Source organism: Desulfoluna sp. CLI2B (assembly GCF_056847375.1).
Window position 1 is genome coordinate 3,427,871 of the sequence record NZ_CP186557.1, and the last position, 14,582, is coordinate 3,442,452.

The following is a 14,582-nucleotide window of genomic DNA, read 5'->3' on the forward strand; positions in this document are numbered from 1 at the left end:
GCTCTGCCTGGGAATGATACACGGAGGCTCTGCCTCCACGATTGAGATGGCTTCACCCTGTAAGGTTTATCCATTATGCGTTAACCCGGAAAGGTTTTCCATTGATCAGATTCACCCATCACACCAGCCAGTCGGCCCCGGAGGTCAACCTGACCCCTCTCATCGACATCATCTTCAACCTGATGATCTTTTTGCTGATCACGGCGGTCTTTACCGCCAAAGGAATCTCCTTGAACCTGCCGGAGACCACTGCCGCCCGGCCGGCTCCGTCCCGTCGGTTTGAAATCACCATCACAGAAAAGGATGCCATCGTTGTGGACCGGAAAGCCTGCCCTCTTCCCGAATTCAAAGCGATGCTCACAGCAAGGCTCGAGGCCCCCACGTGGGACGGCAGCGAGAAAATTTACATCAAAGCCTGCAAACAGACGTCCGTGGGTCAGCTGATCCGGGTAATGGACACGGTCAGGTCAACCGGCTTTGATAACGTGATCCTGGCATCGGAAAGGGCAACACAGTGACTCCGCGTGCAAAGAACGCAACCGGCAACCGGCCCCTGGCCTTAGGCGTGGTGCTCTCCTGCACGGCCTGCTCTGCTGCAGCTGGTCGCCCAATAAAACGACAGAGAACATGCCCGACGATCCCCATGCCCCTCTGGAGGCAACAAAGGGCATCGTCCTTCCCCCCGCCATGGATACACTCCCCCCGGACCTTGCTCCCCAGTCTTCGGAGCCCGCAGAAAAAAGCGGGCCCGTCAATCGCCATGGCCTCGTCAAAAAGTACCTGGCCCGCGTCCGAAAGGCCATTGAGCACAACAAGTTTTACCTGACCGGGTAAAGATGGCGCAACGTCTATCAACGCGCTCATTGAGTTTTCCATTACATCCAGCGCGTGCATCGACGACATCATGGTTAGCCGTATCATGAGGATACCTGAACCTCGACGACACGGCGAAAAAGCGGTGGCCACACAAGTGGAAAAGTGGATGGCGGTACTGCAGGTGACGTCATCATCACATCCGTGGTTGTCAAAAACCACAACACGGGCTTACCAAAACAAAGCCCTCCTGTAGGTCAATTGACTTTCCATCGAAATATTAAATAATCCTTTAAATTAACATATAAGGCTTTTTACCCAACACCCTTCCATACAAGAGCGCAAGTCCGCAACCACATTCCGCCAGGATTCATCCAGGATCTACAGCCCCCACGGGGCGCCCACAATGAGGCTATCCTTCACCCGACCCGTAGCCTCGGCCACCATGATCGCCCTGACGCAGGAACAATCTACAGCAACCTTGCAAGGGCATCCAGAAAACGCCCTCCGGTGCGAAGCATCTGCATAAGCCACCCCGCCATGGACCGAATCCATGGGCAGGGAACACCTTTTTGGCCATGACGGCCAACGACCTATGGAAAAAACAACGCCATCTCTGTGGCCTTGGTCACGTGAACCGCATCATCAAAATGACAGCATACCGACCATGCATTCTGGTACTTATCCTTGCAGGAATCCTTTGCTCGGGCCCTTTGTCACCGGCTTCCGCCCGGTGGAGCGGCTCCATCGGCACAGGCTTTTCCCGGACCCAGAGAAGCGGGGACCTCGGGCTGGGAACCCAGGGTTTCGGTCCCGTCCTTGTGGATGTGGACCTCTCCCCAAGTGATTTCGATGATGTGACAGACACCTCCTTCGGCATCGACCTCGCCCTCAGCGACGGCACATGGATGGTGGATTTCTCCCTTGACCTGCTCGACCTTGAAGACAATGCCCCGGAGTTGCTGTCCGACGGCGTCACCATCCGTTCCAACATGGGGTTCGACACCATCTCCGTGGAACTGACCGTGGGGCGTAACGTCTACGAAAGTCGATGGGTTGACTTTGGGCTCCATGGGGGCCTTCGCTACGACCGCCAGGAACTTTCGGTGGACCTTTCCCAAGGCACCGACACCGAGCGGACAGAAGCGGACGAGTCTTGGCTGGACCTTCTGATCGGCGCATCGGCAGATGTTCCGTTTGCAGAAAAATGGCTCTGGAGCAACAAGTTCAATGTGGGATTCGGGGGCTCGGAAGGGACCTGGTTTGCCTCCACCGGCGTCACCTGGCGCTTTCACGCCCACTGGTCCACCGAGGTATATGGAGAGTTCACAGCCGTTGACTATGAAAGCGGAGGCAGGGAAAACACCGACTGGTACCGTTATGATGTGGATGAATTTACCTGGGGAGCCAACGTGCTGTTCCACTGGTAAGGCGTCCACTTAGTCATAAACCGAAGAGGGGCCCACCCGCCCCTCTTTCTCAGGTGCTCATGATTCATGCAGGCCCTCTCAACAACCAAGGAAAAAAGGTGAAAAAATGAAACGTTCATGGTTCCTGATCACACTGGTCTTTTCCCTGGCAGCCTTCATCATGCCGGCCCACGCCATTCAGCCCATCCCGGAAGAAACCGGCTTTTCCGGATTCGTTAACGTCGGCATCGGCGCCATGGAATTCGAAACCAACATGATCGCCGGCAACGCCATCGGCGATACCGGTGACGATGTCATCACCTCATTGGAAGACAGCCCGGACTCGGAATCCAGCGCCACCCCGGTGCTGAACTTTGAAGCATCGTATACCTTCGCCGAGTCCCGCACCCAGATCTTTGCGGGTAACAGGCTCGAAGACCTGGTCCGGTACGACCTGTCCACCCTGGTCGGTATCCGCCAGGAACTCAAGGGCAAGAGCATTGTCAGCATTGCTTATGTCTTCACATCCTTTCCCACCGAGGTGTGGGAGGACCCCTACGTGATCAACCAGAAACGGGAAGAGACCGATCGAACCTCCGACGGCCTTCGCCTGGGGTATGACAAGATTCTGGGGACCAAATTCGAGGCGGAATTCACCTGGCGAGACGTGAGCCTGGACGATGAAAACAGCGGGCAGACCCAGCTTGTCGGAAGCGACATCACCGCCGAACAAGCCAAGCTCCTGGACCGAAACGGGGACGTTTATGTGACCAAGCTTACCTACCCCTTCGTGATCAAAGAAAAACGCCACATCCTCTTACACCATCTACGACCTTGATGGCGACGCCATGGCCTTTGACCGGTACGGCCTGCTGCTCTCCTATCTTTTCAACACCGAAAAAGTAAACCTCATCACCAACCTTTATGTTGGCCGCTCCGAGTTTGATGAAGAGAACCCCATCTACGACAAAACCCGGGAAGACGATGTCGCCGGTGCAACCATTTCCGCCTTCTGGAAAAAATTCCTCGGGGTTCCCAAGATGAGCCTTGTGGGCACCCTCGCTTACTACGACAGCGACTCCGACATCGACTTTTACGACACAACCATCACCATGGGCACGGTATCCGTCCTTTACAGATTTTAACCCCTCTTACGGAAAACGCCGTAACAAACCGTACCATCGCTGCATAGCCTGACGCACCGGCCGAAACAGAGCGGCCGGTGCGCCCTCCTCCCAGGGAGCATCCAATCCCCTGTTCAGCCAGTAACCCTCGCCCCCTTCTTCGGCAGGCCTGCCCATTCCCTGCCCCTGATATGTCGCGAAAATCGATCAAGCCCAAGCCATAAAACACCATTACGGTAACGGTATCTCTGCCTTATCAGAGCGTTGAGGCAAATCAAGACACCGAAAATTCCGATGCCTTGACCATGGGAGAGCCCGGCTCGTAAAATAACCGGGCTATTGCTTTCACAAAAAAACTATGCTTTGTTCCTGTAGAATTAATTATCAACCCGAATCATGCCCCCTTTCGGCCTGCTTCGGGACCCATCGGATATGCTAACCTGAAACGCCTTACCGGGTTGTTTTACGGCCCTTCGGACCGCTGATATCTCGATGAAACAATCAAACCGCCTACAGCAAATAAGGACATAACATGCCTGCTTTACCTGAAAAAGTCAGCAAAGCCTGGGACGACCACCAGGGCCCCGTCATTTTAACCACCGTGGATGAAGCCGGGACTCCCAACGCCATCTACGCTACCTGCGTCTCCAAATACGATGAAGAGACTCTGGTGGTGGCCAACAACTACTTTTCCAAAACGTTGAAAAACATCCAGTCCGGCAGCAACGGTTCCCTGCTCTTCATCACGAAAGATGGAAAGGCCTACCAGGTTAAGGGCTCCATTGAGTACCACACCGAAGGTGCTATCTTTGACGATATGAAGACCTGGAACCCGGAAAAACACCCGGGCCATGCAGCAACAGCCCTCAAGGTGGAAACGGTCTTTGCAGGGGCTGAACAGCTTCTGTAGCCATATTTCCCACCAATCGCAGGAGCCCCAACGGCACGGTCTCGTTGCCGTTGGGCACCCTTCCCCTTACGTGTTCTCCTTCTTTCATTCCCCCCATTGTGATCCATGCCCATGGAACAACCTTGCATCTATCCCAGCAACAACGTATGAATGAAGCCCATTGACACGAACGCCGATCACCCTGCGGGAGATCCATATCGACAGCGACATCCTTTTCGGTGTTCGCCAAACCGGATGATTGCCATGATGCCCTTTGACATGAAGACGTCCATCTTCACCTACATCCTCGTCAACCACATTTACAGCATGGTACTGGGAGTCGTCTGGTACCGGAGCCGAACGCACCGCTGGGGAATCGGCTTCTTTTTCGCTGATTTTGTGTTGAAATCCACAGGAATGACCCTGGCCTGCCTTCGGAACACCCTTCCCCACACCATCTCCATTGTCGCGGCAAACGTCCTGATGTTTTCCGGCACCATCTTCATGCTCTTCGGCATGGCTCGATTTTTCAGGATCCGGCTCCGCGCCATGCCCTATGCCCTATACATTCTTCTTTTCACGGCGCTTTACGCCTTCTTTGCCCTCATCCACCCTGACATCAGGGTACGTATCGTTCTCTTCTCGGGCATGCTGCTCCCCGTGGTCTCCTACAGTGCCTGGATTGTCTTTTCCTGTCCGGACAGGGCGTTGAAAAGCCATGGCATCCCCGCAGGCGTTACCTTTGCGCTCTTTGCAGCCGTCTTTTTTGCCCGCGTTGTCTTCGCCATCACAGGGGATCCCATCGCCAGCTATTTCCACCAACCCCTCATGGACAGCGTCCTGACCGTCCTTTGCCAGGTTCTCTCCGTTTTCCTGGCCTATTCACTGCTGCTCATGATCAGCAACAGGTCCACCGGCCAGCAGTACTGGGAGACACCTCCAATCACGCCGCAAGGGCCAGGGACTGATGCCCCGGCCCCAAGGATCGGCTACCGCTTGTATCGTAGGATTTTCCCCTTAAAGGGGCTCTTCAGGTAGGACTCTGGATTGACGGGCTTGCTCTGGCTGTGGGAATACCCCAGGAGGGCCATTTTCTTGCTGAACCGGGCCTGCTCTCCTCGTCCGGGGTCCACGATAATCACTTCACAGTGAGGGTTGGCATGCTGATCGATAAAACGGGACAACAGGTCGGCATGGTCTCGTTCGTACAGAAGATCGCTCCCGGTGATGAGGTCAAATGTCCCCAGCCTCGTATCGTTGTCCCCCCACCCCGTGCGGACAAAGGGAATCTTCCGCCCGTTGTTGATCCTCACGTTTTCCAGAAGGAAATCAGACACCTCAGGATGGTAGTCCGTGGCGGTGATGTCCGCATGGCGATGGTTCAACACCAGGCTCGTCAAGGCAATGCCGCAGCCCACCTCAAGAATGCGCTTTCCTTCGATTTCAAAATCCACCATGAAATGAGCCAGAACTTCGCTGGACGCCCAGATCACACCGAACAGTGGCCAGGTGGCGGATGATATGCCCAGTTTTTCTGCAACCCCGCCGACATCTTCATATTGCTGTCTATCGCGTAACGTTCGTATATGAATATCCATACCATCGAATTCCATGGTTTGATAACGAACACGTACCGAAGTCATAAGATTCCTGCTTTATGGGTAATACGCAGCACGCTGATCTTGATCGCCCGTTACTGCGCTTATATCTACCCTACACCCATTGGAAGTATTTAGCCAATGAATAGCCCCGTCATGTGATCTTCGGAATCCGGGGCGTATCCCGGACACGTCACGTCAATGGGCACCCACCGGATCCTCCGCGACACCAAACAGTTACCCACAATCCAAATGCACACATCCCCGACGCGACGTGGCATCGACCATTGGTTCCTCCGAGGCTCAACCACACCATGTCAAACGAACCAGCAATTAATCTAAACTTTTCACAAAAAGTAATATTAAGTTCTACTTTACACCCTGTCACATGCCGGACATCAGCCCCTCCTGCAGAGAGGATCGGTGGGCCATTTTTCCCCAAGCCCCTGCCCTTCCCTCATCTCACCTGCTTAATTTACCACCCCTGCCTCTGTGGCCTTGACATCCCCACCGGCCAAGCTATAGTTTGCTGAAAATAGACAACCGACAACATCCGTCGGGGAACGGTTTTTGTTCATGAAGTCACATGAAACCGGAACCGCTGTGTGCCCCCCAACGCAAAATAAACAACACACCGGCCTTTCGACAGCCGGTCACTGAACAGTATAAAGCCAGAATATGAAATACGTTGTTTGTACCGCGTACCTTTTTGCTACCCTTCTTTTTTTCTCCTCCTCCACTGGATACGGTTCAGACCTTCCCACCACCCTGCGCATAGGCATAAGCGACACCCCTCCGTTCTGCTTTGTCGATGCATCGGGAACCCCACGGGGCCTCTACCCCGACCTCATCAACCACATCGCCAAGTCGGAGAACTGGACCGTCGCCTATGTTTACGGCACCTGGGAGCAGGGCCTGGACCGGCTTGAACACGAGGAGGTCGACCTGGTCTGCACCATCGCCCATTCCCCTGAACGTGCCCGCACCATGGATTTCAACCTGGAGCCGGTCTTTGAAGAGTGGGGGCAGGTTTTCCTGAAAGCCGGGAGCCCCATCGACACCATCTCAGACTTAGGCGACCGACACGTGGCCGTCACCGCCCGGGACATCAGCGGCATCAACTTCCGAAAAACCGTAGAAGGGCTCGGCATAAAATGCACCATCACGGAATACACCTCACCCGACGAAGTGTTTGCCGCGGTCACTTCAGGAGAGGTTGACGCAGGGGTGGCCAGCAAGCTATACGGGCTCCATCGATCAGACACCCCCTCCCTTATAGCCAGCGCCATCCAGTTCTCCCCATTTACCATCAACTTTGCCACCAAAAAGGGTCTCCACGGCGACATCCTGGCCACCATTGATCGTTATCTCATTCAATGGAAGAGAAAGCCGGACTCCCTTTACGACAAGAGCATTACCAACTGGACAGGGCTGACAGCCTATGAAAAAACCGTGGTCCCCCGCTGGCCATTTATGGCGGTGGTGGCCATTGCCATGATATCGGCCATGCTGTTCTACCTGAACAGGGCCCTGAAGCTCACCGTCACGAACCGCACCCGGGAACTGGAATACCAGAAAAAACTGTACAAGGACCTGGTGGAGAGCGCCAACAGCATCATCCTCAGAATGGACAAGTACGGCCGTGTCCTGTTCCTCAACCGCTTCGGCCTGGAGCTCTTCGGGTACACGCGGGAAGAGCTCTACGGACGCAACGTTCTGGGCACCATACTCACCCCGGAAGCGGCCCGGGCCCTGCACATCAACAACCTCGACAATGAGACCTTCGACCTGCTGGAGACCCATGCCCTCATTGAAAATGAAAACACCTGCAAGGACGGACGCACGGTCTATATCCAGTGGAGCAACCGGGCCATTACCGACGACCTGGGCCGCTTTCAGGAGATCCTGAGCATCGGCATCGATATCAGCCAGCGTCGCCAGCTGGAGACCAGCCTTTACCAGGCCCAGAAAATGGAGGCCATCGGCACCCTGGCCGGAGGCATCGCCCACGACTTCAACAACATCCTGACGGTGATCTTCGGCTACACCGAACTGGCCCAGCTTCACCTCAACACCCCGAAAAAGGTCAAAGAGGCCCTGGAGCAGATCACCCAGGGGGGCTTAAGGGCCCAAAGCAAGCATCTGCCAGAATGTTGCTTACCTTCAGCAGGAAAACCGAGCCGGAAAAGCAATCCCTCCAGCCCCTGTTGATCATCAAGGAAACCGTGAAACTCCTGAGGCCGTCCCTGCCCTCCACCATCGGCATCGAAAGCGTCATCCAATCCAAAAGCCTCATTCACGCAGACCCCACCCAGATCCACCAGGTCATCATGAACCTGTGCACCAACGCCTACCATGCCATGGAAACCACCGGGGGCACCCTTCGCGTGTCCCTGACGGATGTTTGTATCGACGCCCCGATATCCGACGCGCCCTATGCCCCGGGGGAATACATCCTCCTTGAGGTCTCTGATACGGGCTGCGGCATCGACCAGGGACACCTTGCGCATATCTTTGACCCGTACTTCACCACCAAAGAAAAGGGAAAGGGAACGGGCCTTGGGCTCTCCGTGGTCCACGCCATCGTCAAAGAGCATCACGGTCACATCAGCGTGCAAAGCCAGCCCGGGGACGGCACCACCTTCAAAATCTACCTCCCCCGCCTGCCCCAGAAAGGCGACCCGGCCCTCTCCTCCCCCGACCAGGCACAGCCAGGTGGCGCCAACGAGACCATCCTTGTGGTGGATGATGAAAAGAAAATCACGGACAGCCTCTCGGACCTTCTCTGCCTGCACGGCTACGCAACACGCACCTTCACCGACGGTGCCCGTGCCCTGGCCTGCTTCAGGGAGGCACCGGACACCATCGACCTGGTCCTTACCGACGTCACCATGCCCGGGATGACCGGCATGGAACTGATCCGTGAAATAACCGCCATCCGCCCGGGACTCCCGGCCCTCCTCTTCTCGGGGTACACCACCCCCCCGGACGACTTCCTGACGGATCTCGGCAACACCGATTACCTGCAGAAACCCATGGACACCGGCACCCTGCTTGAAAAAATCAGGGCGCAGCTGGGCCGTGACACAGCCGTACCCGATGCCGCGCCAGAAGCCCCCTGAGCGACACCACGCCACCTGAAATAAAAAAGCCCCGCCGTCTTTCGACGGCGGGGCTTTTTTGCGACCTACCCCGGAAGGGGGAAAAGGGCTACAGATCGTCAGTGGTGGAGAGATAAATGGAATGCTTTTCGATCTCCTCGGCGTTCATACTGCCGAAGGTCTCTTTGATATACCCCAGGGTTTTGTAGGCCAGCACGGTGAAAATAGGCATCATGGGAACGATGATCAGCACCGGAAAGGACTTGAGGATATTCAGGTTGGCATGAATCAGGAGGAACACAATGGGAATAACGGTCAGAAGCAGGCACCAGAAAAGGCGAAACATGGGAGAGACGTTGGCGTCGTTGTCCAGCCGCTTGGTGGCGATCCCTGCAAGGGAATAGGAGGTCCCGTCAAGGGTGGTGACGGTGAACAGAACCATGGTAACAAGGTAAATCAGGGTCATCAGGCCCGGAAACGGAGTCTGCCCGAAGGCTGCCTTCACAAGCTCTGTGGGCTGCCCGCTGTTGATCAGCCCCACGGCATCAACGGCGCCGGTGTTCTGAAGGTTCATGGTAAAGGTGCCGCACACCCCAAAGATCAGGCAGGTCCCCAGGGTCCCTGCCCCCACAAGGATGAGAATCACGTCACGGAGCCTGTGGCCCTTGGAGATCTTGGTGATGAACACCCCGATACCCGGAGAGTAGGAGATCCAGTTTGCCAGGAAAAAGATGGTCCAGTACTGGGGAAACAAAGAGCTGCCGAAGGGGTCGGTGTTGGTGCTCATGCGGATGTACTTACTCAGCATCACACCGATACCGTTGGTGGTGTTGTTCAAAATAAGGGCCGTGGGGCCGACTATGAACACCAGGCACACAAGCCCTGCACAGATATAGATGGTGGCGTTGCTCAACCGGGCCATGCCCTTTTCAATACCGATGTAGGAGCTCAAGGAGAAGACCACGGAAAGAGCCAGGATCACGCCGATCCCCAAAAACAGGTTGTCGGGAATGCCGGTGAGCTGGCTTAAGTTGGCCGAGATCATGGGAATACCCAGACCCAGGGTCAGGGCCGTGGCCGCCAGGGTCGTAATGATGAACAAAAGGTCGATGAGCTTTTGGGCCCACAGGGGCAAGGCGTCGTTGAACATGCTGTTCACCACACCGCTCAAGCTCATCTTGCGGCTGCGCTTGATATAGAAGACCACGCTGAAGGGAATGGCCACGATCAGGTAGGTAAACCACCCGGCGGCGCCCCAGTGAAACATGTTGTAGGCGGCCGCGTACTCCATGGCCATGGCCTTGTCCACAATGCCGAACTGAGGATCCATGTAATAGTAGATACTCTCGATGAACGCCCAGTACATGGTACTGGCCCCCATGCCGGCAGAAAGGGCCATGGCAAAGAGCTGAAACTTATTGAAGGCGGGCTTGTCGCCCCCTAAGCGGATGTTGCCGTATTTGGACAGGGCAAGGAACAGCAGGACAACCGTCGCGAACACGGTGTACCACAGAAATCCGGTACCCAGGTTCACCACGGTAAAGTTGAGCATGGAGCCCATGGTGCCCTTGACGGAATCCGGGTAAAGGACAGCCAGCACCCCCAGCAGCAGTACACAGGAGAAGCTTACAAGGGTAAGCTTCAGGTCGACTTCAAACTTACTGAATTTCATCTCCGCTCCTTATTCAAACACGTAGCTTGCGATGGACGCCTCTTTGACGGCATCCCAATCCATGTCGACCCCCAGGCCGTTGCCTTCCGGGGCGTGAACATACCCTTCCTTGTCGGTTCGGATGGGGGTGTTGCTCCCCAGTTCAAAGCTTTCGTAAGGGTAGAACTGCTCAAAGTAGTTGCAGTTGTGGTGGGCCAGGGCCACGTGCAGGTTGGCGGCCTGGGTGATGGTGTAGCCCATGCTCTGGATCTCAAGGCGCTTCAGTGGCCTCAGGCAATGGCAAAACACCCCTTCCTCAAAGGCGTGATACCGCCACACACCGTGGCGTCCTGGCGCACATCGGACCAGAAACCGTTGCCGAGAGCGTAGGTCACCTCCTGGAGAGTGAGCAGGCAGTTTCCATGGCTGGAGATCTCAAGATCTGTCTTGTCCACAAGGCGCTGATAGGTCTTGTAATCGTAATCGGAGACCGGGGCCTCGAGCCACTCCCAGTCGTAACGTTCCATGAGCCGGGCCATCTTCATGGCCTCTTCCGGAGAATAGAAGGTGGCCGTATCCAGCATAAAGCGGATCCCGGTGTCCTTGTAGCGTTCCTGCACGGCGTTGACCAGGGCCAGGTCTTTCTTGAAAACACAGTAGCAGTGCAGCTTGATGGCGGTAAAACCGTGCGCGATGCACTCGTCGATGTAGGGCATGTACTCTTCAACGGTGTCGAACATGGGGGTGGAGGCGTAGGAGAGCATCTTGGTCCGCGCCCCACCCAGGAGCATGTAGAGCGGCATACCGGCTTTTTTGCCCTTAATGTCCCAGGCCGCGATGTCGATGGGGGACTTGGCGGGCAGGCCGCCCCAGGTACAACGGGACATAAGCCAGGAGTAAAGCTCCTCGGTCATCAGGGGGTTCTTGCCGATAAGCCCGGGGACAACCGTCCGCATAGCCTCGATGATGCACCGGTCAAAATCGTTTTCAGTGTAACTGATGGTGGCCCCAACGCCCTCGATACCGTCTTCAGTGACAAGGCGCACAATGTTATTGGTGTAAAGCAGGGGCTCCTGATGGGTTGCCCGTCGGATAAGGGAGATATTCACGGTCTGCGACGGCATATAACTCCACTCGATTGATTCTGCAATTGTTCATCATCCACTCCTTTTCGCGTTATATGACAGCAAGGTGTCAGCGTTCGTAATGGGCCCGTTCGAATAAAACGCCGTTGTCTGTTCCGGGCCCGTGATATTTAAAGAGCGCTGCCGTTTTCGATCATGCGGCGGCGCAACTCGTCGGTATCCACGTCCTTGTATCCGGTACCGGCCTCAAGGCGAAGCGCTGTGGCAACAGCTGCTGCGTGGCCGTATTCAAAGCACTGGGCGGTCACCCGGGCAGAGGCCAGGGCTTCATGCTCCGCGCTCAAACTGCGTCCGGCAACAATGACGTTGTCCAGCTCCGGGTGCACCAGGGTCCCATAGGGCACCTCGTAATAATCATCGATAAGCCAGTGCAGCTTGGAGACCTCCCCGGCATGAAGCTCAATGGGCCAGGAGGAACGGACAATGCCGTCGGCGGCTTTGGTGCACTGTGCCACATGAGCATTGGTCAGGGTCACCGCGCCCTTGATGCTGCGGGTCTGGCGCACCCCCACCTCCGGGGGCACATCCATGAGCTCCGAATCTTCAAACCCGCTGACATTGTCCTTGAAAAACCGATGGTATTCGCGGACAGCCCGACGGCCTGAAATCTCCGCATGGGTTCGGTCTCCGGGGTTGATAACATTAAGCATCTCCCCCCCCTGACCGGCGAGCTGGGTGCAGTTCATCAAAAACACGGACCGCGTGGGGGTGGGAAAGACCCAGATGTGATTTCGCGGGGTATCGTAGGTTCCCTTTTCAAAAGCCTCGGTGAGCTTGCGGGTCAGGCCCTCGGGGCAAATGGTGTTCCTGCCGAAGCAGTCGTAATACCCCGCCTCCTCCACATGGGAGAGACGAAACATCATGGTGGGGTTCTGGATGGCACCGTTGTCCCCGAAGGTATAGGCGCAACCGGCCTTGGTCATGACGGCCGCATCGCCCGTGCAATCGATAAAGGCCCCGGCCTTGACGTGGGTTCTCCCTGCGCTGGATTCCAGCTGCACGGAGGTCAGCCGGTCCCCCTTTCGGGTCACCGCAGTCACCAGGGTATGATAAAGACACCGGACCCCGGCCTCCTCCAAGAGGTCATCGGCCACTTCGCGCCAGACAAAGGGATCGAAGGTCACCACATGGGTGCTCCCGTAGATCTGGGGTTCGGTAACCCCTCCCCGCTCGGCAAGGCGGGTTTTGAATTCACCGGCAAACCCGAAGACAAGCTGCTTTGGCTCCTTGGCCTCGATCTCCCCCTGGGCCTGGTACAGGCCACAGATGGTTCCGGAAAGCCCTGCCACCGCAGCGCCCCCGCAAAATCCATTCTTCTCCACCAGCACAGTGGAAAGCCCCTGCCGCGCACAAACCGTTGCTGCAGCGACACCGGCAGGGCCGCCGCCGCACACAACGACATCCGCCTCCAGAAGAAGGGGCGCCTCCTCATCGGTTAACGCCGTCTCTTTCCAGAAATCCATAAATGATGTATCAGTGGTATATTTCATAACCTTCTTATTTTATATTTCTTCATCATTAATTTAAAATTAATCACCGACCGACACACCATCTTGTATATCAATTATGAAACTCTGGCAATACCCACCGCGAAATTTAATCCAAAAGCCCTCTGATCAAACACTTTAAAATAGCATTTTCCCCACAAGATATATTACCGCCAAACTATAACAACTATCTGAAATAAAAGAGTACAGATAAGAATACCCCCGAGATATTCCCAAAATAGCGCCACAGAGGACCCATCTAAGACACAACCATCGTGAAAAGCCCCTCAGGCGCCCTATCATAGCCATCACAAAGAACTGATGTGTCAGTAGGTACGTTTCCTCCAGAGAGATTTAAAGTGCATTGATTATTTCATGGCATAGATCCCCGGCAGCTGGTATAAACAAAGAAATGCTTTCTGATATATTAATACACAAGACAGACCGAAGTGCAGGACAGAACCAGACAGAAGAGATAAAAATAAAGATAATAGATCTGGATATATACCCGTAAGCATCGCCCAAGCAAAGAAACAGAATTTACCGGCGAATCAGACCTGTGATATACCAGTTAAATTTCACTCTTGCATACCAGCTACCCAACAACCCCGCGACCGCCAAATCGGTTAAACCCATTTGTCACCGCTGAAATACGAGGTCACCATGACAAAAACCCTTTCAGAAACAGCCCGCCTTGAAATCGAACGGATGCTTGTGTTCGGTGAAATCAACGTCTCCACCCTCTATTCGGAAAACAAGCTGGCCACCCTTTTGAACCTGGGGCGCACCCCGGTACGGGAAGCCCTGCAAAAGCTTGAGCATGAAAACATGCTGCGAATCCACCCACGAAAAGGGATCGAGTTCCTAAGCATCACCCCAGAACAGCAAGTGCAACTCCTGGAGGTTCGCAAACAGATCGAACCCATCTGCCTGCGATACGCCATCTTGCGCGGCACGGCCGCCCAGAAAAAAGAGATGCTTCACCTTGGGGAGCAGATGGTGGCCTGCGCCGAACAACATGATGAAGAGGGCATGCTCAAATGCCTCCAGGACATCCACACCATCATCACAGACGCCACCGGGAACCCCTACTTCCACAACACCATCGAGCAGGTTCAGAGCCTTTCGCGCCGGTTCTGGTTTGCCAACAAAATTGAAACAGACAACATGAAGGGCAGCCTGATCCACCGGGACATCATGAAAGCCATTGCCTTTGGGAACGAAAAGGAAGCCTTGAAAAACTCCGAACTCCTCATGGAACACCTGACAGAGTCCGCCTACCGAAAGATTCAATAAGGCCTCGCCCCCTTGCGTGCCGATGGCAAAGCACAAAACCATTGACATATAATTAGCGACCTAACTATA

The 14,582-nt window shown here is 55.3% G+C and carries 13 protein-coding genes and 1 pseudogene; 9 read left to right on the forward strand and 5 right to left on the reverse strand.

What is annotated here, in order from left to right; genetic code table 11:
* Positions 1-101: 101 nt before the first annotated feature.
* The 6 genes and pseudogenes from ACOYW2_RS16210 to ACOYW2_RS16235 all read left to right on the forward strand — a co-directional run bounded on the left by ACOYW2_RS16210 (position 102) and on the right by ACOYW2_RS16235 (position 5,273).
* Positions 102-518 (forward strand): ExbD/TolR family protein, encoded by a 417-nt coding sequence (locus tag ACOYW2_RS16210; RefSeq protein ID WP_482767177.1) that lies wholly within the window; start codon positions 102-104, stop codon positions 516-518.
* Between the two features lie 109 nt (positions 519-627).
* Positions 628-834 carry a hypothetical protein gene (locus tag ACOYW2_RS16215; protein WP_482767178.1) on the forward strand — a complete coding sequence of 69 codons (207 nt, stop codon included), beginning with the start codon at positions 628-630 and terminating at the stop codon, positions 832-834.
* Positions 835-1,463: 629 nt separating this feature from the next.
* Positions 1,464-2,243, forward strand: a complete 780-nt coding sequence (locus tag ACOYW2_RS16220) for a hypothetical protein (protein WP_482767179.1) — start codon at positions 1,464-1,466, stop codon at positions 2,241-2,243.
* 253 nt (positions 2,244-2,496) lie between these two features.
* Positions 2,497-3,367: pseudogene (locus tag ACOYW2_RS16225) on the forward strand (DUF2860 family protein).
* A gap of 511 nt (positions 3,368-3,878) precedes the next feature.
* Positions 3,879-4,256, forward strand: coding sequence for a pyridoxamine 5'-phosphate oxidase family protein (locus ACOYW2_RS16230; RefSeq protein WP_482419081.1), 378 nt, complete (start codon positions 3,879-3,881; stop codon positions 4,254-4,256).
* A 243-nt stretch (positions 4,257-4,499) separates the two neighbouring features.
* Positions 4,500-5,273 (forward strand): hypothetical protein, encoded by a 774-nt coding sequence (locus tag ACOYW2_RS16235; RefSeq protein ID WP_482767180.1) that lies wholly within the window; start codon positions 4,500-4,502, stop codon positions 5,271-5,273.
* Here ACOYW2_RS16235 and ACOYW2_RS16240 read toward each other — a convergent pair.
* Positions 5,225-5,833 (reverse strand): class I SAM-dependent methyltransferase, encoded by a 609-nt coding sequence (locus ACOYW2_RS16240; protein WP_482767181.1) that lies wholly within the window; start codon positions 5,831-5,833, stop codon positions 5,225-5,227. The genes ACOYW2_RS16235 and ACOYW2_RS16240 overlap by 49 nt on opposite strands.
* A 678-nt stretch (positions 5,834-6,511) precedes the next feature.
* Here ACOYW2_RS16240 and ACOYW2_RS16245 point away from each other — a divergent pair.
* Positions 6,512-8,044: a transporter substrate-binding domain-containing protein gene (locus tag ACOYW2_RS16245; protein ID WP_482767182.1), complete on the forward strand. Its 1,533-nt coding sequence runs from the start codon at positions 6,512-6,514 to the stop codon at positions 8,042-8,044.
* The gene (locus tag ACOYW2_RS16250) at positions 7,984-8,955 is read left to right on the forward strand and encodes a sensor histidine kinase (protein ID WP_482767183.1); all 972 of its coding nucleotides are present in this window, start codon (positions 7,984-7,986) and stop codon (positions 8,953-8,955) included. The genes ACOYW2_RS16245 and ACOYW2_RS16250 overlap by 61 nt, the downstream gene beginning before the upstream one ends.
* Positions 8,956-9,043: 88 nt before the next feature.
* Here ACOYW2_RS16250 and ACOYW2_RS16255 read toward each other — a convergent pair whose 3' ends face one another.
* From ACOYW2_RS16255 to ACOYW2_RS16270, 4 genes are all read right to left on the reverse strand, one after another.
* Entirely contained in the window at positions 9,044-10,606 is a 1,563-nt protein-coding gene (locus ACOYW2_RS16255) for a BCCT family transporter (protein WP_482767184.1), read from the reverse strand.
* A gap of 9 nt (positions 10,607-10,615) precedes the next feature.
* Entirely contained in the window at positions 10,616-10,924 is a 309-nt protein-coding gene (locus ACOYW2_RS16260; RefSeq protein WP_482767185.1) for an enolase C-terminal domain-like protein, read from the reverse strand.
* Positions 10,876-11,709 carry an enolase C-terminal domain-like protein gene (locus ACOYW2_RS16265; protein WP_482767186.1) on the reverse strand — a complete coding sequence of 278 codons (834 nt, stop codon included), beginning with the start codon at positions 11,707-11,709 and terminating at the stop codon, positions 10,876-10,878. The genes ACOYW2_RS16260 and ACOYW2_RS16265 overlap by 49 nt, the downstream gene beginning before the upstream one ends.
* A gap of 131 nt (positions 11,710-11,840) precedes the next feature.
* Entirely contained in the window at positions 11,841-13,220 is a 1,380-nt protein-coding gene (locus tag ACOYW2_RS16270) for an FAD-dependent oxidoreductase (RefSeq protein ID WP_482767187.1), read from the reverse strand.
* Between the two features lie 660 nt (positions 13,221-13,880).
* Here ACOYW2_RS16270 and ACOYW2_RS16275 point away from each other — a divergent pair.
* Complete coding sequence (locus ACOYW2_RS16275) at positions 13,881-14,513, forward strand: GntR family transcriptional regulator (protein ID WP_482767188.1); 633 nt, start codon at positions 13,881-13,883, stop codon at positions 14,511-14,513.
* Positions 14,514-14,582: the final 69 nt, after the last annotated feature.